The organism is Citrobacter sp. C6_1, assembly GCF_014596835.2.
Taxonomy (GTDB): domain Bacteria; phylum Pseudomonadota; class Gammaproteobacteria; order Enterobacterales; family Enterobacteriaceae; genus Citrobacter; species Citrobacter pasteurii.
Genome location: NZ_CP115031.1, coordinates 3,975,308 through 4,000,771 on the forward strand (window position 1 = coordinate 3,975,308; position 25,464 = coordinate 4,000,771).

The following is a 25,464-nucleotide window of genomic DNA, read 5'->3' on the forward strand; positions in this document are numbered from 1 at the left end:
TTTTGCATCGCATCCGGCACTCAACAATCACACATTAAACAACGCCCTTGTATTGCGGTATAGCGCCTCGGCTATCACCTCCGCAGGTTCAGGGCGCAGCTCGCATAAGGCGTCAAATACTCTGACGACCTGTTCAGGACGGTTGGGCTGTCCCTGAAAGCCGTTGAGCGGCATATCCGGCGCGTCGGTTTCCAGCAACAGCGACTCCAGCGGCAATCGCGCCATCACTTCGCGGGTTTTACTGGCGCGGGGATAGGTAATGGTGCCACCCACGCCAATTTTGTAGCCCAGTTGCACAAAGCGCTCAGCCTGCTGAAAACTCCCGGAAAATCCATGCACCACGCCTGTTCGTGGCAAAGCATGGCGTTTAAGGTACATCGCCAGCTTGTCATGCGTGCGTCGCGAATGCAGGATCACCGGAAGATCGTACCGCTTCGCCAGCTTAAGCTGTGCTTCCAGCACCCTTTCCTGCTTATCAAACTGCGGATCGTCACGCCAGAGATCCAGCCCGATCTCACCGACCGCCACCAGCTTCTGCGGTCGTTGCTCCAATTCCTGTTGCAACCTGTCCAGACCGTCATCATCGTGATCTTCAATAACAATGGGATGCAGGCCCAGCGCGGCATACAACGAAGGATAACTTTCCGCTAACGCCAATACGCGTGAAAAGTTCATCGCCTGCGTTGCCGGAACAATAATATGGTGCACACCGACGTCAGCCGCACGCTGAAGACTGGCTGGCTCATCGCCGGTAAAGGGGGGAAAATCAAAATGACAATGCGTATCGATAAACCGGAGACTCACGCCAGATCCTCATTATTAAACGTCGTATCGTTGGCCTGGGGCGCGCTGCTCGCAACGGACGCATGGGCATCGTTGGCAACGGGGGCAGGTGGAACCACCACCGGGCTGGGCACCACAATCTTCGGCGCCTGACGAGGCAGTGGCGCGTTTTTCGCCAGCAGTTTACCAATCGTTGCCAAAAAATAGCGCCCACACAGGCGTCCGGTTTTGTAGTCTTCACGCAATGCCGGAATGCGACTCCCCAGTGCCATACTATGGAGTGGCTTTGGTGGGTAGATCTCAAAAATACGCAGCTTGCCCGGCGGTTTTTCGATAAAGCGCTGAATAGCGCGGTAGCTGGCTTCATGATGTTGAACCAGATTCACCAGCGGCTGCAGACTGCTCTCCCCCAGCCAACGCTCCATACGTTTGAACCATTGTGGGGTGTAGTACATTTGCGAAGGCACGGTGCGGATCACCACCAGCGTTTTCGCCCCTTGCTTCGCCGCCTCCTGAACGGGTATGGCGTCACTGACTCCCCCATCCAGGTAATTCACCCCATCCAGCGCAACCCCAGCGCGATAGAACCCGGGAATCGCACTGGATGCGCGAATGAGATCCAGCCAATTGTGCCGGTTCGGCGAAAAATAGCCTGGCGTGTAGTCATCACCCCGACAGGCGCACATATAAAACGTTTTCCCTGCGGCAAACAGGCGTTCGGCGTTATCCATTGCCAGCGGCATTTGGGACGAGGTCGAATCCACCAGCCAGTCGAGGTCGATTAAGTTCCCCCCGCGCACAAAGCGTACCGGGTCAAAAAACTCACGTCGGGTGGTGTAGCGCATGATCACTTTGCGCCCGTAGCCGGGTTGGTTACAGAGATAGGCCGACAGATTTTGCGCGCCAGCAGATGTCCCGTAGAAGAGATCGAAAGGATTGAACTGAGCGCGCATGAACTCATCCAGTACGCCGGCAGTAAAGATCCCCCGCTGCCCTCCACCTTCGCATACCAGCGCCATACTGCCTGGTTGAAATGGACGTAACGATAACGGCGCTATATTACCGAGCGTGACGGGTATTCTCTGCCCCACCTCTGCCTTCCTGTTTTTTGTAATAGAGCAACAAGGTAACGCAAATTGCCTGGCGCTAAAACCGTAAAAGCCAGTCCGGTGGACTGGCTTAGTAGCAAGTTATCTTTACGGTTTTCTTTGCAGTTGCATGCTAGGGTCGTTTACGACCGGTAAACAGGCTGACCAGAAACAGAATGATCCCTACCACAAAAACAATTTTTGCAGCACCTGCTGCGGTACCCGCCAGTCCACCAAATCCCAGAGCGGCGGCAATTAACGCGATAACCAGAAATATGATGCCCCATCGAAACATATGCTTCTCCTTTACCATAGTTAATGTCGACCGCTTGATATGAGCGCTCAGGCAGCTCATCGGCGATATTTTTAGTGTGGTGCACAATACGCCTCCCGACAAACGTCAGGAGGACGAATTAAGTCGAATTACTGAGTTTTGAGGTCGTTTTTGACGCTTTTCACGCCATCAATTGCTTTGGCGATGCTCTCAGCGCGATCGCTTTGAGCCTGTGATTCAACAGTTCCTGAAAGCTGTACCACGCCATCGGTGGTTTCAACCTTCACTTTGCGGGAAGGGACAATATCATCGGCCAGCAGTTTGGCTTTTACCTCACTGGTGATTGCCGTATCGCCCGCATAGCCTTTTACGGAGGTGTTTTTGCTGTCACGCACGTGCAGTTTGTCGCTAACGGAGGTCACACCTTCAACGCCTTTCGCCACTTTCACCGCCTCTTCGGCTTGTGCCTGGCTTTCAACAAACCCGCTTAGCGTCACCACCTTCTGATCGGTTTTGACGGAAATATCGGTGCTCTTAATGCTATCGTGGTCCACCAGCGCGGCTTTCACTTTCGCGGTGATGGTGCTGTCATCCATGAAATTACCGACTTTGTTCATAGAGCTATCGACTTTCTGCCCCGCACTTTCGAGCCCGGATTGCGCTTTATCCATTGTGGCGTTTTCTGCATAAGCAGAACCCGTTGCGACAGCGGAAGTCAGCATCACGGCCAGTAGCGTTTTAGAAATCTTGAGTCCTGTCATTGTCATCGATGTATTCCTGTTTGTTGTGCTTATAGCGATGTTCTGCCGCTTAGCGGTCAGAACCAGCAACTAATTTCGTGACTGAAATAAATATCAGCTAAAGGGTCTGCAAAATGCTTAATGAAGAGCATTAAAAGCCGATATTTATGTCATCACATTGTTAAATATAGTTCACGATTTCGCGGCTGTTGCCTGGGTTGATTAAAAAACAAACAAAACCCAGGGGATTTAAGAACATTCCGCAAGGAATTTAAAAGACAGGAAAAGTTGCAGGGCGCGGTGAGTACCGTGCCCTGAGAGGTCGATTAGTGCTCGCGCGTTTTGCGGAACTGAACGTCAGGGTAACGTTCCTGGGTGAGATTCAGGTTAACCATGGTCGGCGCGATGTAGGTAAGGTTATCGCCGCCATCCAGCGCCAGCTGAATTTCGTTTTTACGCTTAAATTCTTCGAATTTTTTCACGTCAGAACACTCTACCCAGCGCGCAGTCGCCACGTTGACCGACTCGTAGATCGCTTCGACGTTGTATTCGCTCTTCAGACGAGAAACCACCACGTCGAACTGCAGCACACCGACGGCACCTACAATCAGATCGTTGTTGGCAATCGGACGGAAGACCTGCACTGCGCCCTCTTCTGACAGCTGAACCAGCCCTTTCAGCAACTGCTTCTGCTTCAACGGATCTTTCAGACGGATACGGCGGAACAGTTCCGGTGCAAAGTTCGGAATACCGGTGAACTTCATCATTTCACCCTGAGTAAAGGTATCGCCGATCTGGATCGTGCCGTGGTTATGCAAACCAAGAATATCGCCAGGATACGCTTCTTCCACATGAGAACGGTCACCGGCCATAAAGGTCAGCGCATCGGAGATCACCACGTCTTTACCAATGCGCACCTGGCGCATTTTCATGCCTTTCTCATACTTGCCGGACACCACACGCATGAACGCCACGCGGTCACGGTGTTTCGGGTCCATGTTGGCCTGAATTTTAAACACGAATCCGGTGAACTTCTCTTCAGAGGCTTCCACAACGCGGGTGTCGGTTTTACGCGGCATCGGCGCAGGCGCCCACTCCACTAAGCCATCCAGCATATGATCAACGCCGAAGTTACCCAGCGCAGTACCAAAGAAGACCGGAGTGATTTCGCCCGCGAGGAACAGCTCATGGTCGAACTCATTGGACGCGCCCTGCACCAGTTCCAGCTCGTCGCGCAGCTGCTGCGCCAGGTCTTCACCCACGGCAGTATCAAGTTCCGGGTTGTTCAAACCTTTAACAATGCGGACTTCCTGAATGGTGTGGCCTTTACCTGTCTGATACAGGTAAGTTTCGTCTTTATAAAGGTGATAGACGCCCTTGAACAACTTCCCGCAGCCAATCGGCCAGGTGATCGGCGCACAGCCGATTTTCAGTTCGTTCTCGACTTCATCCAGCAGCTCCATCGGGTCGCGGATGTCACGGTCGAGTTTGTTCATAAAGGTCAGGATCGGCGTATCGCGCAGACGGGTAACTTCCATCAGCTTACGGGTTCTGTCCTCAACGCCTTTCGCGGCATCAATGACCATCAGACAGCAGTCCACCGCCGTCAGGGTACGATAGGTATCTTCGGAGAAGTCTTCGTGCCCCGGGGTGTCCAGCAGGTTCACCAGGCAGTCATGATACGGGAACTGCATCACGGAGGTGGTAATGGAGATCCCACGCTGCTTTTCCATTTCCATCCAGTCAGACTTCGCATGCTGGCTGGAGCCACGGCCTTTTACCGTGCCGGCGGTCTGAATCGCCTGTCCGAATAACAAAACCTTTTCAGTAATTGTCGTTTTACCGGCATCCGGGTGAGAAATAATGGCAAAAGTGCGGCGTTTGGCCACCTCTTGCAAATAAGGAGACAACGTCATAGTCAAATCTTCTTAGGTAAACACGGCAACGGGCCGTGCAAGTTGAATACGAAAAATTGCGGCTATTTTACCCATCAACGGGGGGGAGGCAATCAGTGTTTACACAGGAGCTGCTCCAGTTCGCTTAATGACGTGACCGTCCAGGTCGGCTGAATGCCCGCAGGCTGCTCGCGATGATGCGTATTGAGCCAGCAGGTGGAGAGCCCGGCGTTAATGCCGCCAAGGATATCGGACTCTGCGGTGTCGCCCACCATCAGCACGCGGGAACGGTCAGGATTGCCCGCCTGCTCCAGCGCATGGTCAAAAATGCGGGAGTCAGGTTTTGCCACGCCAACCTGCTCAGAAATCACCAGCAGATCGAAATAATCGCGCAGTCCCGTCCGTTCAAGGCGGATTTGCTGCAACGCCGTGAAGCCGTTAGTAATAATGCCGATTTTCGCTTTATCACGAATCGCATTGAGCAGCGAAACCGCCCCTGGCAACGGCGAGCAGATCTCCGCCATTGCATTAATAAATGCATCGTTTAGCTGACCTGGCTCGACCTTCAGGCGCTCAGCCCAGCTCTGGAAACGGGCGTGCTGCAGCTGTAATGAGGTAATCGCACCGTTTTGATAATCCACCCACAGCGGTTTATTCACGGCCTGGTAGTCCTGAAAATCTTCAGCGGTAAAGGTAATGCTATAGTCGAGAAACATCCGCTGTAAGCCAGTAAACGAGTCAAACGTAAACAGCGTTTCGTCGGCATCAAAGAAAATCCAGTCCCACTTCATCATCATTACACCTTGTCTTACATACTGATTGGCAATGCCATTATGATGGCATCTTCGTGACCATCGGCTGTCGGATAGTAATTGCGCCGAATCGTCGCCTCGTTAAAGCCAAGGCTTTCATACAATGCGATTGCCGCAGCATTCGAGGCGCGAACCTCAAGCCACAGCGTCAAAATTCCACGTTTTTCCAGCTCATCGATCAAATACTCCAACAGCTCACGCCCCAGGCCCCGGCGCTGAAAGTCAGGATCGACGGCAATATTGAACAGCGTAGCTTCATCCAGCACGACCTGCGTAATCGCAAAGGCCGCCATCACGTCATCAACCCTCAACTGAAAATTGAGGTAACGATCGCCCTGGTTGCTGGCAAAGGTTTTTTCACTCCACGGGAAAGCGTGGGCGCGTTTTTCAATCTGAAATGCTGCAGGTAAATCAGTCGGTTCGAGGGAAGAAATCGTGTTCATATGCGCAGATTTGTTGCCATAACGCGGCGCGGGCCGCGGGGTTTTCCCGTAATTCATTAAACGCAGGACTCGCGACCTGAGCGCCCTCCAGCAGCAGCGGCTCTTCGGTTCCCAGCCGCCAGCTATTACAGCGGCTGCCCTGCGGCAGCATGGCGACACGGTCAGGCGTCAGTTGTAAAACCTGATCCGGGCTGACGGTTAATGCGCGTAAAATATCGCTCATCAATGGTTCGGTTAGCGCGGGTAACTGTGCAGCAACCATCACCAAACGGACATGCGCAGGAATGGAAATCGCGATTTCGCCCTGCAGTGCGCCAGGACGACGCAACGACCACTGCGTAATGCCCAGTTGCTGTAACTGCCAGTCTCGTCGGGATGTCATAGCGAAACGCTCCTGTAATCAGGGGCGCAAATATAGCAAATTTGTCGAATCCGTGCCATCAAACAACTATAATCCCCCGCTGTACAATTTAAGGAGCACTCCATGTCTGCTTTTACCCCGGCAAGTGAAGTCTTGCTGCGCCACAGTGATGATTTCGAACAAAGCCGTATTCTGTTTGCCGGTGATTTGCAGGATGACCTGCCTGCCCATTTTGAAAGCGCCGCCAGCCGTGCGCACACTCAGCAACTTCACCACTGGCAGGTGCTTAACCGCCAGATGGGCGACAACGTCCGCTTCAGCCTCGTCGCTCAAGCCGATGACGTCGGCGATAGCGATACGCTGATTTACTACTGGCCGAAGAATAAACCTGAAGCCCAGTTCCAGTTGATGAACCTTCTTTCGCTGTTGCCGGTGGGTACCGATATTTTTGTTGTTGGTGAGAACCGCAGCGGCGTACGTAGCGCAGAGCAGATGCTGGCCGAATACGCACCGCTGAACAAAGTCGACAGCGCACGCCGCTGTGGCCTGTACCACGGTCGTCTGGAAAAGCAGCCGGTTTTTGATGCTGAAAAATACTGGGACGAATACCAGACCGACAATCTGACCATCAAAACGCTGCCGGGCGTATTCAGCCGTGACGGCCTGGATGTTGGTAGCCAACTGCTGCTCTCTACGCTGACGCCGCACACCAAAGGCAAAGTTCTGGATGTCGGTTGTGGCGCAGGGGTTCTCTCCGTCGCGCTTGCCAGCCACTCGCCAAAAGTGCGCTTAACCCTGTGCGATGTTAGCGCAGCCGCTGTTGAAGCCAGCCGCGCAACGCTTGCCGCCAACGGTATTGAAGGTGACGTCATCGCCAGTAACGTCTTTTCTGACGTGACGGGTCGCTTTGATATGATCATCTCCAACCCGCCGTTCCACGATGGCATGCAGACTAGCCTGGATGCCGCGCAAACGCTGATTCGCGGCGCAGTGCGTCACCTTAACAGCGGTGGCGAACTGCGTATTGTAGCCAACGCCTTCCTGCCTTATCCGAAAGTACTGGATGAAGTGTTTGGCTTCCACGAAGTTATCGCGCAGACCGGGCGCTTCAAGGTCTATCGCACCGTCATGACGCGTCAGGCGAAAAAAGCGTAATTGTCTCGCAGTGAACGGCCATTCACATGGCCGTTTTTGCATCAATCGGCCCGGCCTGTACAATTAACTATTGACGAAAAGTTGAAAACAACTAGAATGCGCCTCCGTGGTAACGATACTTTTTGAGTGTCGATGGTATGCGAAGGTGGCGGAATTGGTAGACGCGCTAGCTTCAGGTGTTAGTGTCCTTTCGGACGTGGGGGTTCAAGTCCCCCCCCTCGCACCATAATCCACGTTGATATTGCTCGCACTGGGCGAAGGTGGCGGAATTGGTAGACGCGCTAGCTTCAGGTGTTAGTGTCCTTAGGATGTGGGGGTTCGAGTCCCCCCCCTCGCACCAACGAGGCGATATCAAAAAATAAGATGACTGTGCGAAGGTGGCGGAATTGGTAGACGCGCTAGCTTCAGGTGTTAGTGTCCTTAGGATGTGGGGGTTCGAGTCCCCCCCCTCGCACCAATTATCTTATTTCCCTCTCGATTTTCTTCCCTGTTTTGCTCATCCCTGATTCCAGTTCATCATCACCAGAACAATGCCGCCGATCAGCGCCGCGCATGAAGGTAATAAAACAAAGTGCCGTAAACGCTTGTGGTATAACATGAGTGAAGTCAGTAGTAATCCTAATACAATCATCGCCTTCCATGCGTCGAGTGACAGGTCAGTAAATGCCAGCCCGGCAATAAGTATTCCCGGCAGCAGAACTCCCCATCCACTGCCCAGCGTACGTTGCAACATGGTACCACCTATGACATTGATAATGATAACCAATATCATATGATAAATTTTCTCATTTGTCAGCCGTGAGGCACTATCAATTATATGAGTTTTACTTAACGATTGATGACATAAATAGTTTAAGGTGATAAATTGCTCGCCGGTTAGCTTTTCATCAAAAAACAATAATGACCAGAACGAATGATTTTTCGCTCATCATTTTTCCTTACAAACACACCTTCGTATATTGCAGATAAATAATAATATTTACCTATGACAGTACAATCCTGGCGAACTCTGCGCACTAAGAAATATCAACTCTCTTTACGTCTGTTTCTGCTTCTCAATGCAGTCTCCGCGCTGTTTACGCTTGTTTTCCCACTTTTTGCCGTCAAATCCGTATCTGTCCCGGCGTTACTCATCCTGGCCGCCAGTACATTGCTGTTTGTATGGCATGGAAAATATGCGAATAAAAGAATTAATCTTCCTTTTATTTCAATCATTTTCGGCTTGTTGTGGGCAGCTCATATTGTGTTGAAATTCACAACACTGGGTAATAATGATTATTATTTTCTGTTAATTGCACTTCTCAGCGTGCTGTTTATTGGCTCTATCGCTTTTGCCAACAATATCATCGCCTTTACGCTACATTCGTTACCCTCAGTCGTCGTCTGTTTATGGCTTAACGGTAGCGAGCATGGTCTGCGAATTTTCTATTTTATGGCGCTGCCCATGGCCGGTATTGCCATTCAACACGTGATCCAAAAGCGCTACGACGGCTTCGCCCAACAGCTGATGTACAAACTGCTGGAAGAACGGGAAACCCTGAACGGCCTCAGTATGCTCGATCCGCTGACGGGGCTGTATAACCGTCGAGGGCTGCAACACCGGCTCGATACGTTACTGGCACTGAGCAACGCGAAGCATTACGTCTTATTGCTGGATATCGATCATTTCAAAGCCTATAACGACCATTACGGACACATGATGGGCGATCAGGCGCTGATTCGCGTTTCTGCCGCGATTCGTGATTCCGTACGCTCCCGGGATGTGGTCGCACGTTTTGGTGGCGAAGAATTTATGGTGTTACTGACCGCCGTCGATCCACAACAGGCGCAGGCCGCAGCCGAGCGCATCCGCCAGAAAGTATACGACCTTAAGATTCCTCATATGTTTAATGAGAGCGTAGCAACCAATGTGACGGTCAGCATCGGTATTGCGCCTTTAGTGGAACAGGATATTGACTCCGCTATTACCAGGGCAGACAAAGCGCTTTATGAGGCCAAGAATATGGGTCGAAACAACACCCTGGTCAGCGATGAGCTGCGGATAAACTACACCTCTTCCTGAGTTTTCCGTGCAGAACTGCCCGGTATTGCAACAAAGATCTTGCCATCGTTTGCCCTCGCTTATAGGATTAGCAATCATTATCATTTAGATTAACATCCTTATATCAACATGGCCTATCGTTCCGCACCGATCGTTGAAGATGTCATCTGGCGTAGTCATCTCCCTGCAAAGATGCCCTCGCTGGCGGCTTCCGTGCGTGCAACGATAGCCAAAACCCGTGAACACCTGCTGGACTTCATTCGTCTGGACGAAACGCCTGTGCCTGGTGCAATGACGTTGCATGAATGGACGCAACCGACGACACTAAGTTCATTGCTGGCTGTTTATTCAGACCATATTTATCGCAATCAGCCCACGCTGCCACGCGAAAATAAGCCGCTGATTTCTCTCTGGGCGCAGTGGTATATCGGTCTGATGATGCCTCCGCTGATGGTGGCCCTACTGACGCAAAAAGAGGCCATCGACGTCTCTCCTGAACACATGCACGTAGAATTCCACGAAACGGGTCGCGCAGCCTGCTTCTGGATCGACGTGCATCAGGATCAGCAGGCCACAGCCCTGTCTCCTCAACAACGTATGGAAACACTGATTCTCTCAGCTCTGACGCCGGTTGTGCAGGCGCTGGAAGCGACAGGCGAGATCAACGCGAAGCTTATCTGGAGCAACACGGGGTACTTAATTCACTGGTACTTAACGGAAATGAAGCCGCTGTTAGGTGAAGAATTGCTGAACACGCTGCGCCAGACCTGCTTTTTTGAAAAACAACTCTCCTGCGGCCAGGATAACCCTCTGTGGCGTACCGTTGTTCCACGCGAGGGACTGTTAGTACGCAGAACCTGCTGCCAGCGCTATCGTCTGCCCGATGTTCAGCAATGCGGCGACTGCACGCTGAAGTAAGCGAGGAGTCGTAACCCCCCGCCAACACTTTATGCAACCTGCTGATTTTCCTCTTCTATACGCTGTGCTTCTTCGTTTTCCTGCGCTAATAGCTGCTTTTCGTAAACCTTAAAGAACGGGAAGTAGATAACAGCCGACACCAGCGCCAGCAGAACCACCAGGATCGCCGCGCGATAATCCCAACCTAACGCCCATGCGGCGCCAACGGGTGCCGGTGCGGTCCAGGGAACCACTGAAATCACCCGCCCAATTAGATCCAGTTTCATCGCAGCCCAGGCCAGCACCGCGTTCACCATTGGGGCCAGCAGGAAGGGAATAAAGAACACCGGATTCATGACAATCGGCGTACCGAAAATCACCGGCTCGTTAATGTTGAAAATGCTGGGGACCACGCTCAAACGCCCAATCGATCGTAGATGGGCCGAGCGGCTACGCAGGTAGCAAATCACCAGCCCCATCGTCGCCCCCGATCCCCCCACGACGATGAAGAACGTCCAGAATGCTTCCATAAAGATATGCGGCAAAGGCGCGCCCTGCGCCAGCGCCGACTGGTTCATGCCGAGGTTGGTCAGCCAGAACATTTGCAGCATTCCCGACACAATCGCCGCACCGTGAATACCGGCAAACCACAGCAGATGGCCGATCAGTACTGCCAACAGTATCGCCGGCAGAGAATCCGCAGCGGACACCAGTGGTTTAAAGATGGCCATGATGGCCTGCGGGATTAGCATGTCAAACTGGGACTGTATGACCAGGCTCAGCGGGTACAGCGTCAGCACCACCACCAGCACCGGGATCAGCAGATCGAAGGAGTTTTTGATCATTGGCGGCACTTGATCAGGTAAGCGGATCCCGATGTTGTGCGCCTTCAGGAAACGCATCATTTCAACGCAATAAATCGCCACGAGGATGGCGGTGAAGATCCCCGTCCCTCCCAGGCTATCAACCGGCATCGTACCTTTGGTTTTCGGTGCGGCAATCAGCAAAAACGCCATGATGGAAAGCATCGCGCACATAAATGGATCCACCTGATGCGACTTCACATAGTGTTTACCCAGGTTATAAGCAATGGCGGCACAGATGTAGACCGACATGATCCCCATCGTCATATCAAACGGTGTGAGTATCTGGCCTTCGAACTGTTTTGCCAGATCCAGCCACGTACGGGCGAATCCCCAGGTGGTATCCGGAGAAAAAGGCGGGTAGGCAAAAACCAGCAGAAACGAGCCTACAATCATAAAAGGCATCGCCGAGATAAAACCATCACGAATTGCCATGACATGACGCTGTGAAGAAATACGCCCGGCCACGGGGCTGACGTAATTTTCAACAAAGCGGAAAATCGCATTAAATACAGCATGGTTAGTAGACATAGCTGTTCTCCCGTTGTGCGAAACCCTGCAACCGTGCTGGTATCAACACCACCACGTAAAACCCATTCCAACTATTCACAACCGTGCCGGGAGAAAAACCAGCCTTACCGCTTTTTGAGTTAAGTTTCATAGATGGCTCTTATTATGTGATACAGAGGAAGTGACAACATCAGTATTAATCGCCATTTCAGCATTCTGCAACCGGTTACTGTAACCGGTTTCTTTGATTGTGAAGGTGATCGAAAAACTGCCAATGTTGCTGTGTTGTTACAATAAAATATTTACAGTAACGCTGCCCCTATGACAAATTACGCCAGGCGGTTTTCTGCTATGCAGGACTGCGGATAAGCGAGAGGGAGAGAAGAATGAGTTTACAATCAGTACGGCAGTTTTTAGCACAACATGCGCCAGATATTGAAATCATCGAATTAGATCAAAGCACCGCCACCGTCGATCTGGCAGCCAGGGCCCATAACGTCGAACCAGGGCAGATAGCAAAAACGCTGTCACTAAAGGTGAAAAACGACATTATCCTGGTCGTCGCCAGAGGCGATGCTCGCCTCGATAATAAAAAACTGAAAAATACGTTTGGCGCCAAAGCACGCATGCTGAGTAGCGATGAAGTGATCAACGCAACAGGTCATCCCGTAGGAGGCGTATGTCCTTTCGGGTTGGAGACACCTATATCGGTGTACTGTGATGTCTCGTTGAAACACTATACTGAAGTGCTCCCTGCGGCTGGAGCCACTCACAGCGCAGTTCGCATTGCGCCAGAGAGAATTGCAGAACTGACTGCGGCAACCTGGGTTGATGTGTGCCAGTGATCGATTTACCTTTCCATACCAATGACTACGCCGATACGCATCTTTTCAAGCACGCCATAACGGGGCAGTACGACGAAAAGATGACGGTTCTGCAGAGCGTACATGTAGCAGGATATCGGCAGCATCCAGTAATCCGGCATCGGAACTAACGCCCAGTTTGGACATCACATTAAATTTATGCGCGCGAATCGTTTTAATGTTTCGCTCAAGCTCAATCGCGATCTGCAGCATCGAATAACCATTCGACATATAGCGCAGAATTTCGCGCTCGGTTGGGCTAAGCATACGGCATTGATTGATATACCAGAGTTTCTTCGTGTCTTCTGTTTCCCCTCTGGCGCAATCCAGCACTGCAAATAATTCTTCCTGTAACACACTCAGCGTGGATGCTTTGCTAATCACGGCATCCAGTGGTGACGGTGACAGCGAGCCAATTAGCCGCGCCTCGCCATCATCATCGGCAATGACCACCCGCTTGATGCGAGGGTGTTTCACCGCCAGCTCCGTCATGTAAGCCAATCCGGTGCGGCGATCGGTTCTTTTCGCGGAAAGTGAAAAAATAACCGCGGAAAATGACGTCTGTGACATAGCCTGGCTTAAGGCTGGCAGTCCTGAAAAGAGATGAAGTTGGTATTGGTTGTTCGGTCTGGCATTAAATAAATTATAAATACCCACACTGCTCATTACACACTTTTCTACCAGTGCGACATTTCTTTTGATACTTCTGTCTTCCATTCCGTGGTCGCTCCATAAACTGAAGGTAGATTCAATTCTCGTGCTCCTTGAGAACTATTTATCCAGGCATACATCTCCGCATTGCTGTGTATTGACAGACGACGCATCGCACTATTTTTTTGAGCGCTGATTGTCTTATTACTTTTTTTAAGTAATGTGGCAATCTGATTAATCCCCCAGCCCTTTCCCAGAAGCCGTAGCACTTTCCGTTCAGATAGCGTCAGAATAATTGAGTGTACGCTATGATTCTGTCTTTCTGGTGCTATTACCGGAGAGAGCAATACCGGGCTAATTCTGTCGGCATAAACATTCCCTGCATCAATAACATTTACTAAACTATCGATCGGTTCGGCATCAGATAGCAGCGTACTGATTGGGCACATCAGCAGCTCAACGGCCACAGGATAATAATTTCGAGAAACGAGAAAGACCCAGTGAATATCACGGTATTGAGGTAACAAAGAATAATATTGTTCGCAGATCGCACGCGGATGGCTGCAGTCTCCGGTTAAATCAGCGATAACCAGATCTGAACGTCGCAGTTGCATCAATGTCAGTTCTTCTACGGCGCGGCAGTAGGTCAGTTTGTAATCGGAGAAATGCGCTTGCATTACCCCTTTAAGCCCAATTTGTATGATAGGTAATTTACTAATAATAATTGCGTTCTTGCAGCGTCCTGGCAACATAACTCCTCCATATTCACATGTCTTAAATCTTGTGCGCGCAAGTATCACCTACAATCAAATAAAATAATTAATAAATAGGCATGCGTTAAACAATAGACAGGATGAATTATTTATCCTTATTCTAAATAGAAAATGGCGATGCTACGTTCCCAATAGCATCACACTATAAATCTATCATGTCATAATCACGCACATGTACATTCATTGTACAATTAAAATAACTACATTAAATTATTAGCATTCCTTACGTAATTACTGTTCATCTCGAAAAATTTAGCCCTGATTCAAGAGGGGCTCCCACGATACGATTTCCTACAACCACCAAGTGACCTGTTTCTTTTTTCAACACAAAGATTGATCTTAGCCAGAGCCAACGGACTCACGCTTCATGATAAAAAGAAGATATTATTCATTAAGAGAGCATCTTTTAGTCAGAGCGAGCTATGCAAACAGAGCAGTCGTCACAAAGAACGGTTACACGGTTATGTATACAATGCGGACTTTTTTTACTGCAACATGGCGCAGAAAGCGCGTTGGTCGATGAACTCGCCACCCGCCTGGGTCTGGCGCTTGGGATGGACAGTGTAGAAAGTGCCATATCATCCAATGCCATCGTCCTGACGACGATCAAAGACGGACAATGCCTGACATCGACCCGAAAAAATCAGGATCGTGGCATCAACATGCATGTTGTGACGGAAGTGCAACACATCGTTATTTTGGCAGAGCATAATCTGCTGGATGAAAAAGGGGTAGAGAAACGGTTTAACCAAATCAAACCGCTGCGCTATCCCAGATGGCTGGTTGCTTTCATGGTAGGATTGTCCTGCGCCTGCTTTTGTAAACTCAATAACGGCGGCTGGGATGGCGCGATGATCACCTTTTTCGCCAGCATGATCGCCATGTATATCCGCCAGATTCTGGCGTCCCGGCATTTGCATCCACAAATCAACTTTTGTATTACCGCTTTTGTCGCGACCACCATATCCGGCCTGCTGCTTACGCTACCGACGTTTAATCACACGCCTACCGTAGCCATGGCCGCCAGCGTGCTGTTATTGGTCCCCGGTTTTCCGTTAATCAATTCGGTTGCGGATATGTTTAAAGGGCACATTAACACCGGCCTCGCTCGCTGGGCGATTGCCAGTCTGCTTACGCTGGCAACCTGCATTGGCGTGGTGATGTCTATGACCTTATGGGGGCTTCGCGGATGGGCGTAATCGATTTTATTTTTGCACTCATACAGGACATGCTCCTTTCTGCCATTCCGGCAGTAGGATTTGCCATGGTTTTTAATGTGCCACATCGGGCGCTTCCCTGGTGTGCGTTGTTGGGTGCCCTGGGACACGGTTCCCGAATGGTTATGATGACCGCTGGACTCAACATCGAATGGTCCACCTTTATGGCCTCGCTGCTGGTCGGCTGCATTGGGATCCAGTGGTCGCGCTGGTATCTGGCACACCCGAAAGTCTTCACCGTTGCGGCAGTGATCCCTATGTTTCCTGGGATCTCCGCCTACACTGCCATGATATCCGCCGTAAAGATCGGTCATTTCGGCTATAGCGAAGCGCTGATGATCACCCTGCTGACCAACTTCCTGAAAGCATCATCGATTGTGGGCGCACTCTCAATTGGGCTTTCCGTGCCAGGATTATGGCTGTATCGCAAACGTCCGCGCGTGTAACGAGTGAACCTGTTTACCCCTTCGCAGATGGGGGAACCTTCCCTCATCTGCTGCTCTCCTCTTTCTCTGTGTTACTATAAAAGCAGTCCCTTCTCGGTTGTTGTTCAGTATTGAGAAACATTATGTCCTGCAAAATTTTGACTCCGGACGTCATCAGTATTGACGCCTTATTACACGATCACAACGCGGTGCTGGCGAAGTCGACGGCTGGCGCAGTGGCTGTTTTTGCCAATAATGCGCCTGCTTTTTACGCAGTAACCCCAGCACGGCTGGCAGAGTTGCTGGCGCTTGAAGAGAAGCTGTCACGCCCGGGAAGCGATGTAACCTTAGATGCCCAATTCTATGAAGAGCCGCAAGCGGCACCGGTTGCCGTGCCAATGGGTAAATTTGCGATGTACGCTGACTGGCAGCCAGATGCTGACTTCCAGCGTCAGGCGGCGTTATGGGGAGTGGCGCTAAGAGAGCCCGTCACCGCTGAAGAACTGGCTTCATTTGTTGCCTACTGGCAAGCCGAAGGCAAAGTCTTTCACCATATCCAGTGGCAGCAAAAACTGGCACGCAGCATACAAATAGGCCGGGCCAGCAATGGCGGGATGCCCAAGCGCGATGTTAACAGTGTCAGCGAACCTGACAGCCATATTCCACCAGGTTTTAGGGGATAACGATGAAAAACGTTGGCGACCTGATGAAACGTTTGCAAAAAATGATGCCGCCCAATGTTGAGCCAGCCTTCAAAACAAGCGAGGAGCTGCTGGCGTGGCAAAAGGAGCAAGGTGAAATTCGTGCCGCTGCATTGGCGCGTGAAAATCGGGCCATGAAAATGCAAAGAACCTTCAACCGTTCCGGTATCCGTCCACTACACCAGAACTGCTCGTTCGAGAACTATCGCGTCGAGTGCGAAGGTCAGATGAACGCCCTGAGCAAAGCCCGCCAGTATGTTGAAGAGTTTGACGGCAACATCGCCAGTTTTATCTTCTCTGGCAAACCCGGCACAGGTAAAAACCATCTTGCCGCCGCCATCTGCAACGAACTGCTACTGCGCGGCAAGTCGGTATTGATTATTACCGTGGCCGATATCATGTCGGCGATGAAAGAGACATTCAGCAATCGTGAGACCAGTGAAGAGCAACTGCTCAACGATCTCAGCAATGTGGATCTTCTGGTGATCGACGAGATCGGCATGCAAACAGAATCCCGCTACGAGAAAGTGATCATCAACCAGATCGTCGATCGTCGATCGTCGTCTAAACGTCCAACCGGCATGTTAACGAACAGCAATATGGATGAAATGAACAAACTGCTCGGCGAGCGGGTGATGGACCGTATGCGTCTGGGCAACAGTCTGTGGGTGATCTTTAACTGGGAAAGCTACCGGAGTCGGATCACCGGCAAAGAGTATTAGCGTATTGGGAACACTCCTAAGGCAGCCAGCGCTATACTGCGCTGAAAATGCATAACACGAGTTACACATAATGATGAAAACTACCAAACGTCTGCTGTGCTGCGCGGTTGTCGCCAGCACGCTCATCTCCACCAGCGTATTTGCCGCGTCCTGGCAAGATTCGCTCTCCAGCGCGGCCAGCGAACTGAGCAAACAAAGTTCCACCTCGCAGGGCAGCGCCTCAATTTCTTCCCTGACCAGCCTGCTGAACGGCAGCAATCAGTCTCTGACGTCCAGCAGCATGAATAACGCAGCAGGGATTCTGGAATACTGTGCAAAACAGAAACTGGCTTCGGTCACTGACGCGCAAAACGTCAAAAACCAGGTGCTGGATAAACTGGGTCTGAGCACGGCTGAACAGAAAAAAGATACCAACTATCTGGATGGTATTCAGGGAATGCTCAATACCAAAGATGGTCAGCAGCTTAACCTGAGCAACATTGGCAGCACCCCGCTGGCCGAGAAGGTCAAAACCAAGGCCTGCGATCTGGTATTAAAACAGGGAATAAACTTCATTTCCTGATGCAACAAATGCCGCGCCCGACCATTTCACCATCGGCGCGGCAGCAATCAATCCCACGAAGATATTTACCTACCAAATGCGGAGTAATTGCCCGCAAAACCCCGTATATCTAAACCAATTCTGAATAACAACGTAATTAAATGTCACTACAATTGCAGCAATATAACAACGCTATTACATTGTACTGTCCAGAAATGATTAGCCTGCCAGGCAATTGCCCGGTGTTACTGAGGATAGACCGTTGTCAGAATTGCTCTCCATTACTCTGTTTCTCGCTTCGGTACTGATTTATGCCTGGAAAGCGGGTCGCAACACCTGGTGGTTCGCCGCCACGTTAACGGTGCTGGGGATCTTTATTGTCTTAAACATCACGCTGTATGCCAGCGACTATTTCACCGGCGATGGCATCAACGACGCGGTGCTCTACACGCTGACCAACAGCCTGACCGGCGCGGGTCTTGGCAAATATGTTCTGCCAGGCGTCGGGATAGCTCTGGCGCTGACGACCGTTTTTGTCACGCTGGGTTGGATACTGCGTCGCCGTCGCCATCATCCGCATCATGTCGGTTACAGTCTACTGGCCCTGCTGCTGGCGCTGGCTTCCGTTGATGCCAGCCCGGCGTTCCACCAGATAACTGAGCTGGTCAAATCCCAGTCACGCGATGGCGATCCCGATTTTGCGGCCTATTACAAAGAGCCATCAAAAACGATCCCCAATCCGAAGCTGAATCTGGTTTATATCTACGGTGAAAGTCTGGAGCGTACTTATTTTAACAACGACGCCTTCCCGGATCTGACCCCGGAACTCGGCGCGTTGCAAAACGAAGGTCTGGATTTCAGCAACACCATGCAGCTGCCGGGTACAGATTACACCATCGCCGGCATGGTCGCCTCACAGTGTGGCATTCCGCTGTTTGCGCCATTTGAAGGCAACGCCTCAGCATCGGTTTCCAGCTTCTTCCCCAACAACATCTGTCTGGGCGATATCCTGAAGAACTCCGGTTATCAGAACTATTTTGTGCAGGGTGCCAACCTGCGCTTTGCCGGGAAAGATGTATTCCTGAAATCTCACGGATTTGATTATCTGTACGGCGCTGAAGAGTTAAAGGGCGTCGTTGCAGACCCTGCTTATCGCAACGACTGGGGCTTTTATGATGACACCGTACTGGATGAAGCATGGAAAAAATTCGAAGAACTGTCACGTTCAGGGCAGCGTTTTTCACTGTTTACCCTGACCGTGGATACTCACCACCCGGACGGTTTCATCTCACGCAGTTGTAACCGTAAGCGTTATGATATTGACGGTAAAACCAACCAGTCGTTCAGCGCGGTCAGCTGCAGCCAGGAAAATATCGCCGAGTTTATTCATAAAATTAAAGCCTCACCGTGGTTTAAAGATACCGTGATCGTCGTCTCTTCCGATCATCTGGCAATGAACAACACCGCATGGAAGTATCTCAACAAGCAAGATCGTAACAACCTGTTCTTCGTACTACGCGGCGATCAGCCCCAGCAGGAGACGCTGGCGGTGAAACGTAATACCATGGATAACGGTGCTACTGTACTGGATATTCTGGGCGGCGATAACTTTATCGGCCTTGGACGCAGCAGCTTGTCCAGCGAATCCGTATCGGAAGTGTTCCTGAACATAAAAGAGAAAATGCTGGCGTGGAAGCCCAACATCATCCGTTTATGGAATTTCCCGAAAGAGATGAAAGCATTCACCATCGATCGGGACAAAGAGATGATCGCTTTCTCCGGCAGCCATTTCCGTCTGCCGCTGCTGCTCCGAGTGTCGGATCAACGCGTCGAACCGCTGCCGGAAAGTGAATATTCAGCCCCGCTGCGCTTCCAGCTGGCTGATTTTGCCCCGCGTGACAACTTTGTCTGGATAGACCGCTGTTACAAAATGGCGCAGCTGTGGGCGCCGGAGTTGGCGCTTTCTACCGACTGGTGCGTTTCACAGGGGCAACTGGGCGGGCAGCAGATCGTGCAGCTTGTCGATAAAGCCAACTGGAAAAGTAAAACCGTATTTAAAGACACGGTGATCGACATGGAGCGCTACAAAGGAAACATCGATTCGCTGAAAATTGTCGATAACAACATTCGCTACAAAGCCGACAGCTTCGTCTTCAACGTGGCGGGCGCACCGGAAGAGGTGAAACAGTTTAGCGGAATTTCACGCCCTGAATCCTGGGGACGCTGGTCCAATGCGCAGCTCAGCAAAGAGGTAACCATCGAATACAAGGCCCCGCTGCCGAAGAAATTCGATCTGGTCATCACCGCGAAAGCCTTCGGCGACAACGCAAATCGCCCTATTCCCGTGCGCGTTGGCAACGAGGAACAGATGCTGGTGTTAGGCCATGATGTCACCACCACCACCTTGCATTTTGATAATCCGACGGACGCCGATACGCTGGTGATTGTCCCACCCGATCCGGTTGCCACCAACGAGGGCAATATTCTCGGCCACTCGCCGCGTAAGCTGGGGATCGGGATGGTTGAAATCAAAGTAGTGGCTGCTCAGGGATAAAAAAAACAGCGCCCAACACCACACCGGGCGCTGCATGGCAACCTTATTCCAGACTTTTCACCGCCTGACGCATACCCTGCACCAGAATCATCTCCAGGTTGGCCGTTACCTGCCCGGCAAGCCCGGGCAGCAACGTCAAATCGTCTCCCCAGTGCGCCGCATCGCCGAGCGCAGTGTCCACCAGTTCACGCAGCGTCAGATCGCTGCCGACTCGCGGCCACAGACTGGCATACAGGCTTATCCACTGCTCATCATCCTGTAGTGGGTAGCGTTCGCCCGCGCGTTCCCCGCGATAAAATGCCAACAATGCAGCAAGGGCAAACGTTAACCGTACGGGCCAGCGCCCATTTTGCTCACCCGCCAGCAGTTGCGGCAAAATTCGGGTGCGGAATTTGGTCATCCCGTTAAGCGCAATGGAAAGCAACTGGTGACGAATGTAGGGATTCTGAAAACGCCCGCTCACGGCGCCAGCAAATTCACGTAGCTCATCAGCCGGAAGATCCAGCACCGGGATAATTTCCTCGCCAATCGCCCGCTCGACAAAGTGGCGGACATCGGCATCCTGCATCGCCTCGCCGACGGTTTCCAGCCCGCACAGCCAGGCCACCGGCACCAGCGCCGTATGTGCGCCGTTAAGAATGGCCACCTTGCGCTCTTTGTATGGCTTGATATCGCTCACCACGCGGATGTTCAGCGGGCACTGCGTTAACTTCAGTTCCTCTGCCAGCCACTGCGGCCCCTGAATCACAAACAGATAAAAATGCTCCGCAGTATCGAGAAACGCATCGTGATAGCCCAGCGTTTCCTCCAGCGTAGCGGCTTCCTCACGTGGGTAGCCGGTCACAATGCGGTCGACCAGCGTGGAACAGAAGGTATTGGCTGTTTCCACCCAATCGGCAAACGCCGGAGGAAGCTGCCAGGCCTGCGCATATTGCAACACCAGAGCTTTAAGCGCCTCACCGTTATAGTCGATAAGCTCGCACGGGATAATCACCCAGCCCTTATCTGCCGCGCCCTCAAAGTGATTAAAGCGTTCGAGCAGCAGGCGCGTCAGTTTGGCCGGAAAGCTCACCGGTGGCGTATCATCCACGCAGTCTGCCGGGTGATAGCTTATTCCGGCTTCGGTGGTATTCGAAAATACAAAACGGATATCCGCATTGTGCGCCAGCGCCAGATACGCGGCGAAGTCCTGATACGGATTGATCTCGTTATTGACCGAGCGGATCAGCCGCGCTTCGCTCACGGCATCACCTTGTTCGTTCAGGCCACGAATCAGCGTGGTATACAGCCCGTCCTGGGTATTCAGCGACGGCGGAAAATCGGTATTAATTGGCCGAACGATGGTCACGCCCGCGTTCAGATCGGTATGCTCGTTGAGGATATCCAGTTGCCAGTCGACAAACGCCCGCAGAAAGTTACCTTCTCCAAACTGGATCACGCGCGTTGGGTAGCTGGCCCCCGGAAAATCAAGTCGATTCAATGTGTTCATCGCATTACCCTCTCAGAACGTGATCACGCCTTTAATCAGTTCACGGTTGTTAATCACATCCCGCTCGTATATTTCTGCCAGAGTGTCAAACGCATAGCGGTGCGTGAGCATCATGTCAGCCGTCAGTTTGCCTTCCGACATCAGACGCCCGACTTTGGCAAAATCTTCCGGCGTGGCGTTGCGACTGCCCATCATGGTGGTTTCTTTCTTGTGGAACTCCGGATCGGAGAACTGTAAATCACCTTTGAACAGCCCGACAAAAACGATGCTGCCGCCGTGGCGAATCAAATTCACCGTGTTGTTCATCGCGTGCTGATTCCCCGTAGCATCAATGACTTTTTGCGCCAGCGAACCGCCAAACTGGTCACGCAGTTGCGCGTCAAAATCTTCAGCGGACGGATCGATAACCGGGAGCCCTAATCGGGAAACCACATGCTCTCTGCGTGCCAGGCTGGTATCCGCGACAACCACCTGTGCACCGTCCGCTTTGGCTATCGCCGCGGCACCGAGCCCAATCGGGCCGGCACCGACAACAAGAACATGCTCGCCAGGTACCACCGCCGCCCGACGCACCGCATGGGCGCTGATGGCATAAGGTTCGATCAATGCCGCGGCATGCGGGTCAATCCCCTGTGCATCCAGTAGATTCGTCACCGGAACGGATAAGTACTCGCTAAAGCCACCATCCTGGTGCACACCAATCACCGAAATCTTCTCGCAGCAGTTAGTACGTCCGCTCTGGCACGCCGGACACTGTAGGCAGGCCACGTAAGGAATAACGGCTACCTGCTGACCATTTTTCAGGTCTTGTATATTTTTCCCCAGCCCGACAATTTCACCACATATTTCATGGCCTAGCACACGTGGATAGCTGAAAAAAGGTTGATTGCCGCCCCAGGCATGGATATCAGTTCCACAAATCCCTACGGATTTAATTTTAATTAATGCTTCTCCCTCACCCGGAATAGGTATTTCGCGTTCTTTCCAGACTAATTTTTTAGGTTCCTGGCAAATCAACGTATTCATCGTAGACATGATTCTGCTCTCCTGTTTTTTTGTTGCCTCAGATATCAACGAAAATAAAAACGCTGGAGAAAGCGGAAACATAATCTGTGAATCTCAACGCATAAAAATGTTTTAAATCGGGTTTTAATAGGCAAAAAGGAGAAGCCATGAGCCGTTCGCAGAACTTACGCCACAATGTGATTAACCAGATAATTGATGATATGGCGCGGGGTCATATCCCTTCCCCGCTGCCTTCGCAAAGCGCGCTGGCAGAAATGTACAACATCAGCCGCACCACCGTGCGCCATATGCTGAGCCACTTAGGTGAATGCGGCGTACTGACGCAGGTCGGTAGTCACTACGTTATCGTACGCAAACCAAACCATGATGATGGTTTTTCGTGTACCACGGCGTCCATGGCTGAGCAAAATCGAATTTTTGAGCAAGCCTTTTTCACCATGATTAACCAGCGCCAGCTGCGTGCGGGTGAAAGCTTCTCTGAACTGCAACTGGCCAGAGCTGCGGGCGTCAGCCCGGTCGTGGTACGGGAATATCTTTTAAAATTCGAGCGTTACAATCTGATTAAAAATGAAAAGCGCGGTCAGTGGAGCATGAAGCAGTTCGATCAGGCCTACGCCGAGCAGTTGTTCGAACTACGAGAAATGCTGGAGACTCACTCTCTGCAGCATTTCCTCAACCTGCCTGACGATGATCCTCGCTGGCTGCAGGCCAAAACGCTGCTGGAGCGCCACCGGATACTGCGTGACAGCATCGGCAGTAGCTTTCGCATGTTTTCGCAGCTGGACCGTGAATTTCATGCTTTACTGCTTTCCGCAGCCGATAATATATTTTTTAATCAATCACTTGAGATTATTTCTGTAATTTTCCACTTCCACTATCAATGGGATGAAAGCGACCTTAAGCAGCGCAACATCATTGCTATTGATGAACATATGACCATCCTCAGCGCGCTGATTTGCCGCAGTGACCTGGATGCCACCCTGGCGCTGTGTAACCATTTGAATTCAGCCAAACAATCGATGATTCGCTCCATCACCCAACGTCGCCATAATGTTTATTAAGAACAGATTAAAAACAGCAAACCATTACCGGGAGCACGATTTTATAAAAATAAAAACGCCGGAAAAATACCTCTTGCCTATGCTCACGCTAAGTCGACTGCATTAAAAACTTTCGTGAGCGGTGATGAAAAAAGTTGATTTATCACCGGTACTTTTTCAATACAGCACAGCCTGCCGCTGTGTAAAAATAAATTATTGAGGTTCAGGAGTCCGGCGTGGAAAAAAATAATATTACCCTCGACCCGAGTTCTTCGTTTGGCACCTCGTCATCTGCGGATATTAATGTTCCGCCAGAAGGCATGGTGCAACGCAGTAGTCGAATAAAGCGCATTCAGACCACAGCAATGATTTTATTATTTTTGGCTGCGGTGATTAATTACCTCGACCGCAGTTCACTGTCGGTCGCTAACTTAACCATTCGCGAAGAACTGGGACTCAGCGCCACACAAATCGGCGTACTGCTGTCGGTTTTTTCTCTCGCTTACGGTATTGCACAACTTCCCTGCGGCCCGCTGCTGGATCGTAAAGGTCCGCGCATCATGCTGGGACTGGGGATGTTCTTCTGGTCGCTGTTCCAGGCGATGTCTGGCATGGTGCACAGCTTCACCCAGTTTGTACTGGTACGTATCGGGATGGGGATCGGCGAAGCGCCAATGAACCCTTGTGGCGTAAAGGTCATCAACGACTGGTTTAACATCAAAGAGCGCGGCCGCCCGATGGGGTTATTCAACGCAGCGTCCACCATCGGTGTGGCCATTAGCCCGCCGATCCTGGCTGCCATGATGCTGGTCATGGGCTGGCGCTGGATGTTTATTACTATCGGCGTGCTGGGTATTTTCCTCGCTATCGGCTGGTATATGCTGTACCGCAACCGCGAACAGATTGCGCTGAGCGCTACCGAACAGGCGTATCTGAACGCCGGCAGTGTCAATGCGCGTCGCGATCCTTTGAGCTTTGCCGAATGGCGCAGCCTGTTCCGCAACCGTACCATGTGGGGCATGATGCTGGGCTTTAGCGGCATCAACTACACCGCATGGTTATATCTGGCCTGGCTGCCGGGCTACCTGCAAACCTCCTACAACCTGGATTTAAAAAGCACCGGATTAATGGCCGCCATCCCGTTCCTGTTTGGCGCAGCAGGCATGCTGATCAACGGTTTTGTCACCGACGGGTTGGTGAAACGCGGTATGGCGCCGATTAAGAGCCGTAAAATTTGTATTATCGCCGGGATGTTCTGCTCTGCAGCCTTCACGTTTGTCGTGCCACAGGCAACAACATCAATGGCTGCGGTACTCCTGATCGGTATGGCGCTGTTCTGCATCCACTTCGCCGGAACGTCCTGCTGGGGTCTGATCCACGTTGCAGTGGCTTCACGTATGACCGCCTCTGTGGGCAGTATTCAGAACTTTGCCAGTTTTATCTGCGCATCATTCGCGCCGATCGTCACCGGATTTATTGTTGATACCACCAACTCTTTCCGCCTGGCGCTGATCATCTGCGGTTGCGTCACCATGGTAGGCGCACTCGCCTATATCTTCCTGGTTCGTCAGCCAATCAGCGACCCACGTCAGGAGTGATG

Annotated in this window: 26 protein-coding genes and 3 tRNA genes; 15 read left to right on the forward strand and 14 right to left on the reverse strand. The window is 51.5% G+C overall.

What is annotated here, in order from left to right; genetic code table 11:
• Window positions 1–27: 27 nt before the first annotated feature.
• From IB196_RS19070 to holD, 8 genes are all read right to left on the reverse strand, one after another.
• Window positions 28–804 carry a metal-dependent hydrolase gene (locus tag IB196_RS19070; RefSeq protein ID WP_040230214.1) on the reverse strand — a complete coding sequence of 259 codons (777 nt, stop codon included), beginning with the start codon at window positions 802–804 and terminating at the stop codon, window positions 28–30.
• Window positions 801–1,874, reverse strand: a complete 1,074-nt coding sequence (locus tag IB196_RS19075) for a patatin family protein (RefSeq protein ID WP_005123893.1) — start codon at window positions 1,872–1,874, stop codon at window positions 801–803. Before IB196_RS19075 ends, IB196_RS19070 begins: the two co-directional genes overlap by 4 nt.
• Window positions 1,875–2,004: 130 nt before the next feature.
• On the reverse strand, window positions 2,005–2,166 hold the full coding sequence (locus IB196_RS19080; RefSeq protein ID WP_003019081.1) for a DUF1328 family protein: 162 nt from the start codon (window positions 2,164–2,166) through the stop codon (window positions 2,005–2,007).
• Window positions 2,167–2,294: 128 nt separating this feature from the next.
• Window positions 2,295–2,912 (reverse strand): molecular chaperone OsmY, encoded by a 618-nt coding sequence (gene osmY, locus IB196_RS19085; RefSeq protein WP_188232430.1) that lies wholly within the window; start codon window positions 2,910–2,912, stop codon window positions 2,295–2,297.
• 299 nt (window positions 2,913–3,211) lie between these two features.
• Window positions 3,212–4,801 (reverse strand): peptide chain release factor 3, encoded by a 1,590-nt coding sequence (prfC, locus tag IB196_RS19090; RefSeq protein WP_005123889.1) that lies wholly within the window; start codon window positions 4,799–4,801, stop codon window positions 3,212–3,214.
• Between the two features lie 92 nt (window positions 4,802–4,893).
• A complete protein-coding gene (gene yjjG, locus IB196_RS19095; protein ID WP_005123888.1) occupies window positions 4,894–5,571 on the reverse strand; it encodes a pyrimidine 5'-nucleotidase in 678 nt (225 codons plus the stop codon).
• Window positions 5,572–5,588: 17 nt separating this feature from the next.
• Window positions 5,589–6,035, reverse strand: a complete 447-nt coding sequence (rimI, locus tag IB196_RS19100) for a ribosomal protein S18-alanine N-acetyltransferase (protein WP_005123887.1) — start codon at window positions 6,033–6,035, stop codon at window positions 5,589–5,591.
• Window positions 6,004–6,417, reverse strand: a complete 414-nt coding sequence (gene holD, locus IB196_RS19105; protein ID WP_005123886.1) for a DNA polymerase III subunit psi — start codon at window positions 6,415–6,417, stop codon at window positions 6,004–6,006. The genes rimI and holD overlap by 32 nt, the downstream gene beginning before the upstream one ends.
• Window positions 6,418–6,519: 102 nt before the next feature.
• Here holD and rsmC point away from each other — a divergent pair, with 102 nt between their 5' ends.
• From rsmC to IB196_RS19125, 4 genes are all read left to right on the forward strand, one after another.
• Window positions 6,520–7,551, forward strand: a complete 1,032-nt coding sequence (gene rsmC, locus IB196_RS19110; protein WP_040230218.1) for a 16S rRNA (guanine(1207)-N(2))-methyltransferase RsmC — start codon at window positions 6,520–6,522, stop codon at window positions 7,549–7,551.
• A 139-nt stretch (window positions 7,552–7,690) separates the two neighbouring features.
• Window positions 7,691–7,777 (forward strand) — tRNA-Leu (locus IB196_RS19115).
• Window positions 7,778–7,805: 28 nt separating this feature from the next.
• Window positions 7,806–7,891: transfer RNA gene (locus IB196_RS19120), tRNA-Leu, on the forward strand.
• Window positions 7,892–7,922: 31 nt separating this feature from the next.
• Window positions 7,923–8,008: transfer RNA gene (locus tag IB196_RS19125), tRNA-Leu, on the forward strand.
• A gap of 39 nt (window positions 8,009–8,047) precedes the next feature.
• On the opposite strand, the gene IB196_RS19130 is transcribed toward IB196_RS19125, so the two are convergent.
• Complete coding sequence (locus IB196_RS19130; RefSeq protein WP_082031706.1) at window positions 8,048–8,284, reverse strand: DUF1435 domain-containing protein; 237 nt, start codon at window positions 8,282–8,284, stop codon at window positions 8,048–8,050.
• 252 nt (window positions 8,285–8,536) lie between these two features.
• Between IB196_RS19130 and IB196_RS19135 the strand changes: the two genes are divergently transcribed.
• On the forward strand, window positions 8,537–9,613 hold the full coding sequence (locus tag IB196_RS19135; RefSeq protein WP_005134665.1) for a GGDEF domain-containing protein: 1,077 nt from the start codon (window positions 8,537–8,539) through the stop codon (window positions 9,611–9,613).
• A gap of 108 nt (window positions 9,614–9,721) precedes the next feature.
• The gene (gene fhuF, locus IB196_RS19140) at window positions 9,722–10,510 is read left to right on the forward strand and encodes a siderophore-iron reductase FhuF (RefSeq protein ID WP_005134664.1); all 789 of its coding nucleotides are present in this window, start codon (window positions 9,722–9,724) and stop codon (window positions 10,508–10,510) included.
• A 29-nt stretch (window positions 10,511–10,539) separates the two neighbouring features.
• Here fhuF and IB196_RS19145 read toward each other — a convergent pair whose 3' ends face one another.
• Window positions 10,540–11,883, reverse strand: coding sequence for a PTS sugar transporter subunit IIC (locus IB196_RS19145; RefSeq protein ID WP_040230220.1), 1,344 nt, complete (start codon window positions 11,881–11,883; stop codon window positions 10,540–10,542).
• Window positions 11,884–12,248: 365 nt separating this feature from the next.
• Here IB196_RS19145 and IB196_RS19150 point away from each other — a divergent pair, with 365 nt between their 5' ends.
• Window positions 12,249–12,707 (forward strand): YbaK/EbsC family protein, encoded by a 459-nt coding sequence (locus tag IB196_RS19150; RefSeq protein WP_005134662.1) that lies wholly within the window; start codon window positions 12,249–12,251, stop codon window positions 12,705–12,707.
• A gap of 45 nt (window positions 12,708–12,752) precedes the next feature.
• Here the strand turns inward: IB196_RS19150 and bglJ are convergent, their stop codons facing one another.
• The gene (bglJ, locus tag IB196_RS19155) at window positions 12,753–13,442 is read right to left on the reverse strand and encodes a DNA-binding transcriptional activator BglJ (protein ID WP_149691172.1); all 690 of its coding nucleotides are present in this window, start codon (window positions 13,440–13,442) and stop codon (window positions 12,753–12,755) included.
• Window positions 13,403–14,128 (reverse strand): response regulator transcription factor, encoded by a 726-nt coding sequence (locus tag IB196_RS19160; protein WP_149691171.1) that lies wholly within the window; start codon window positions 14,126–14,128, stop codon window positions 13,403–13,405. Before IB196_RS19160 ends, bglJ begins: the two co-directional genes overlap by 40 nt.
• Before the next feature lie 443 nt (window positions 14,129–14,571).
• On the opposite strand from IB196_RS19160, the gene IB196_RS19165 reads away from it, so the two are divergent.
• From IB196_RS19165 to opgB, 6 genes are all read left to right on the forward strand, one after another.
• Complete coding sequence (locus IB196_RS19165; protein ID WP_040230223.1) at window positions 14,572–15,348, forward strand: threonine/serine exporter ThrE family protein; 777 nt, start codon at window positions 14,572–14,574, stop codon at window positions 15,346–15,348.
• Window positions 15,339–15,812 carry a threonine/serine exporter gene (locus IB196_RS19170; RefSeq protein WP_040230225.1) on the forward strand — a complete coding sequence of 158 codons (474 nt, stop codon included), beginning with the start codon at window positions 15,339–15,341 and terminating at the stop codon, window positions 15,810–15,812. The genes IB196_RS19165 and IB196_RS19170 overlap by 10 nt, the downstream gene beginning before the upstream one ends.
• A gap of 122 nt (window positions 15,813–15,934) precedes the next feature.
• Window positions 15,935–16,474 carry a primosomal protein DnaT gene (gene dnaT / locus IB196_RS19175; RefSeq protein ID WP_188232429.1) on the forward strand — a complete coding sequence of 180 codons (540 nt, stop codon included), beginning with the start codon at window positions 15,935–15,937 and terminating at the stop codon, window positions 16,472–16,474.
• 2 nt (window positions 16,475–16,476) lie between these two features.
• On the forward strand, window positions 16,477–17,214 hold the full coding sequence (gene dnaC / locus IB196_RS19180; RefSeq protein WP_188232428.1) for a DNA replication protein DnaC: 738 nt from the start codon (window positions 16,477–16,479) through the stop codon (window positions 17,212–17,214).
• A 70-nt stretch (window positions 17,215–17,284) separates the two neighbouring features.
• The gene (locus IB196_RS19185; protein WP_040230228.1) at window positions 17,285–17,776 is read left to right on the forward strand and encodes a DUF2501 domain-containing protein; all 492 of its coding nucleotides are present in this window, start codon (window positions 17,285–17,287) and stop codon (window positions 17,774–17,776) included.
• Between the two features lie 241 nt (window positions 17,777–18,017).
• On the forward strand, window positions 18,018–20,309 hold the full coding sequence (gene opgB, locus IB196_RS19190; protein ID WP_188232427.1) for a phosphatidylglycerol--membrane-oligosaccharide glycerophosphotransferase: 2,292 nt from the start codon (window positions 18,018–18,020) through the stop codon (window positions 20,307–20,309).
• A 43-nt stretch (window positions 20,310–20,352) separates the two neighbouring features.
• Here opgB and IB196_RS19195 read toward each other — a convergent pair whose 3' ends face one another.
• Together IB196_RS19195 and IB196_RS19200 are read right to left on the reverse strand one after the other, a co-directional pair.
• A complete protein-coding gene (locus tag IB196_RS19195; protein WP_040230230.1) occupies window positions 20,353–21,798 on the reverse strand; it encodes a tagaturonate reductase in 1,446 nt (481 codons plus the stop codon).
• Window positions 21,799–21,810: 12 nt separating this feature from the next.
• Window positions 21,811–22,833, reverse strand: coding sequence for a zinc-binding alcohol dehydrogenase family protein (locus IB196_RS19200; protein WP_188232426.1), 1,023 nt, complete (start codon window positions 22,831–22,833; stop codon window positions 21,811–21,813).
• Between the two features lie 137 nt (window positions 22,834–22,970).
• On the opposite strand from IB196_RS19200, the gene IB196_RS19205 reads away from it, so the two are divergent.
• Both IB196_RS19205 and IB196_RS19210 read left to right on the forward strand, forming a co-directional pair.
• On the forward strand, window positions 22,971–23,885 hold the full coding sequence (locus tag IB196_RS19205; RefSeq protein WP_005134644.1) for a GntR family transcriptional regulator: 915 nt from the start codon (window positions 22,971–22,973) through the stop codon (window positions 23,883–23,885).
• A gap of 215 nt (window positions 23,886–24,100) precedes the next feature.
• Window positions 24,101–25,462 carry an MFS transporter gene (locus tag IB196_RS19210; RefSeq protein WP_040230231.1) on the forward strand — a complete coding sequence of 454 codons (1,362 nt, stop codon included), beginning with the start codon at window positions 24,101–24,103 and terminating at the stop codon, window positions 25,460–25,462.
• Window positions 25,463–25,464 lie beyond the last annotated feature (2 nt).

Bases quoted from the DNA above. Each gene is read 5' to 3' on its own strand.
- IB196_RS19080 (WP_003019081.1), bottom strand. From the start codon at position 2,166: ATGTTTCGATGGGGCATCATATTTCTGGTTATCGCGTTAATTGCCGCC.
- osmY (WP_188232430.1), bottom strand. From the start codon at position 2,912: ATGACAATGACAGGACTCAAGATTTCTAAAACGCTACTGGCCGTGATG.
- prfC (WP_005123889.1), bottom strand. From the start codon at position 4,801: ATGACGTTGTCTCCTTATTTGCAAGAGGTGGCCAAACGCCGCACTTTT.
- yjjG (WP_005123888.1), bottom strand. From the start codon at position 5,571: ATGAAGTGGGACTGGATTTTCTTTGATGCCGACGAAACGCTGTTTACG.
- rimI (WP_005123887.1), bottom strand. From the start codon at position 6,035: ATGAACACGATTTCTTCCCTCGAACCGACTGATTTACCTGCAGCATTT.
- holD (WP_005123886.1), bottom strand. From the start codon at position 6,417: ATGACATCCCGACGAGACTGGCAGTTACAGCAACTGGGCATTACGCAG.
- rsmC (WP_040230218.1), top strand. From the start codon at position 6,520: ATGTCTGCTTTTACCCCGGCAAGTGAAGTCTTGCTGCGCCACAGTGAT.
- IB196_RS19130 (WP_082031706.1), bottom strand. From the start codon at position 8,284: ATGTTGCAACGTACGCTGGGCAGTGGATGGGGAGTTCTGCTGCCGGGA.
- IB196_RS19135 (WP_005134665.1), top strand. From the start codon at position 8,537: ATGACAGTACAATCCTGGCGAACTCTGCGCACTAAGAAATATCAACTC.
- fhuF (WP_005134664.1), top strand. From the start codon at position 9,722: ATGGCCTATCGTTCCGCACCGATCGTTGAAGATGTCATCTGGCGTAGT.
- IB196_RS19145 (WP_040230220.1), bottom strand. From the start codon at position 11,883: ATGTCTACTAACCATGCTGTATTTAATGCGATTTTCCGCTTTGTTGAA.
- IB196_RS19150 (WP_005134662.1), top strand. From the start codon at position 12,249: ATGAGTTTACAATCAGTACGGCAGTTTTTAGCACAACATGCGCCAGAT.
- bglJ (WP_149691172.1), bottom strand. From the start codon at position 13,442: ATGGAAGACAGAAGTATCAAAAGAAATGTCGCACTGGTAGAAAAGTGT.
- IB196_RS19160 (WP_149691171.1), bottom strand. From the start codon at position 14,128: ATGTTGCCAGGACGCTGCAAGAACGCAATTATTATTAGTAAATTACCT.
- IB196_RS19165 (WP_040230223.1), top strand. From the start codon at position 14,572: ATGCAAACAGAGCAGTCGTCACAAAGAACGGTTACACGGTTATGTATA.
- IB196_RS19170 (WP_040230225.1), top strand. From the start codon at position 15,339: ATGGGCGTAATCGATTTTATTTTTGCACTCATACAGGACATGCTCCTT.
- dnaT (WP_188232429.1), top strand. From the start codon at position 15,935: ATGTCCTGCAAAATTTTGACTCCGGACGTCATCAGTATTGACGCCTTA.
- dnaC (WP_188232428.1), top strand. From the start codon at position 16,477: ATGAAAAACGTTGGCGACCTGATGAAACGTTTGCAAAAAATGATGCCG.
- IB196_RS19185 (WP_040230228.1), top strand. From the start codon at position 17,285: ATGATGAAAACTACCAAACGTCTGCTGTGCTGCGCGGTTGTCGCCAGC.
- IB196_RS19195 (WP_040230230.1), bottom strand. From the start codon at position 21,798: ATGAACACATTGAATCGACTTGATTTTCCGGGGGCCAGCTACCCAACG.
- IB196_RS19200 (WP_188232426.1), bottom strand. From the start codon at position 22,833: ATGTCTACGATGAATACGTTGATTTGCCAGGAACCTAAAAAATTAGTC.
- IB196_RS19205 (WP_005134644.1), top strand. From the start codon at position 22,971: ATGAGCCGTTCGCAGAACTTACGCCACAATGTGATTAACCAGATAATT.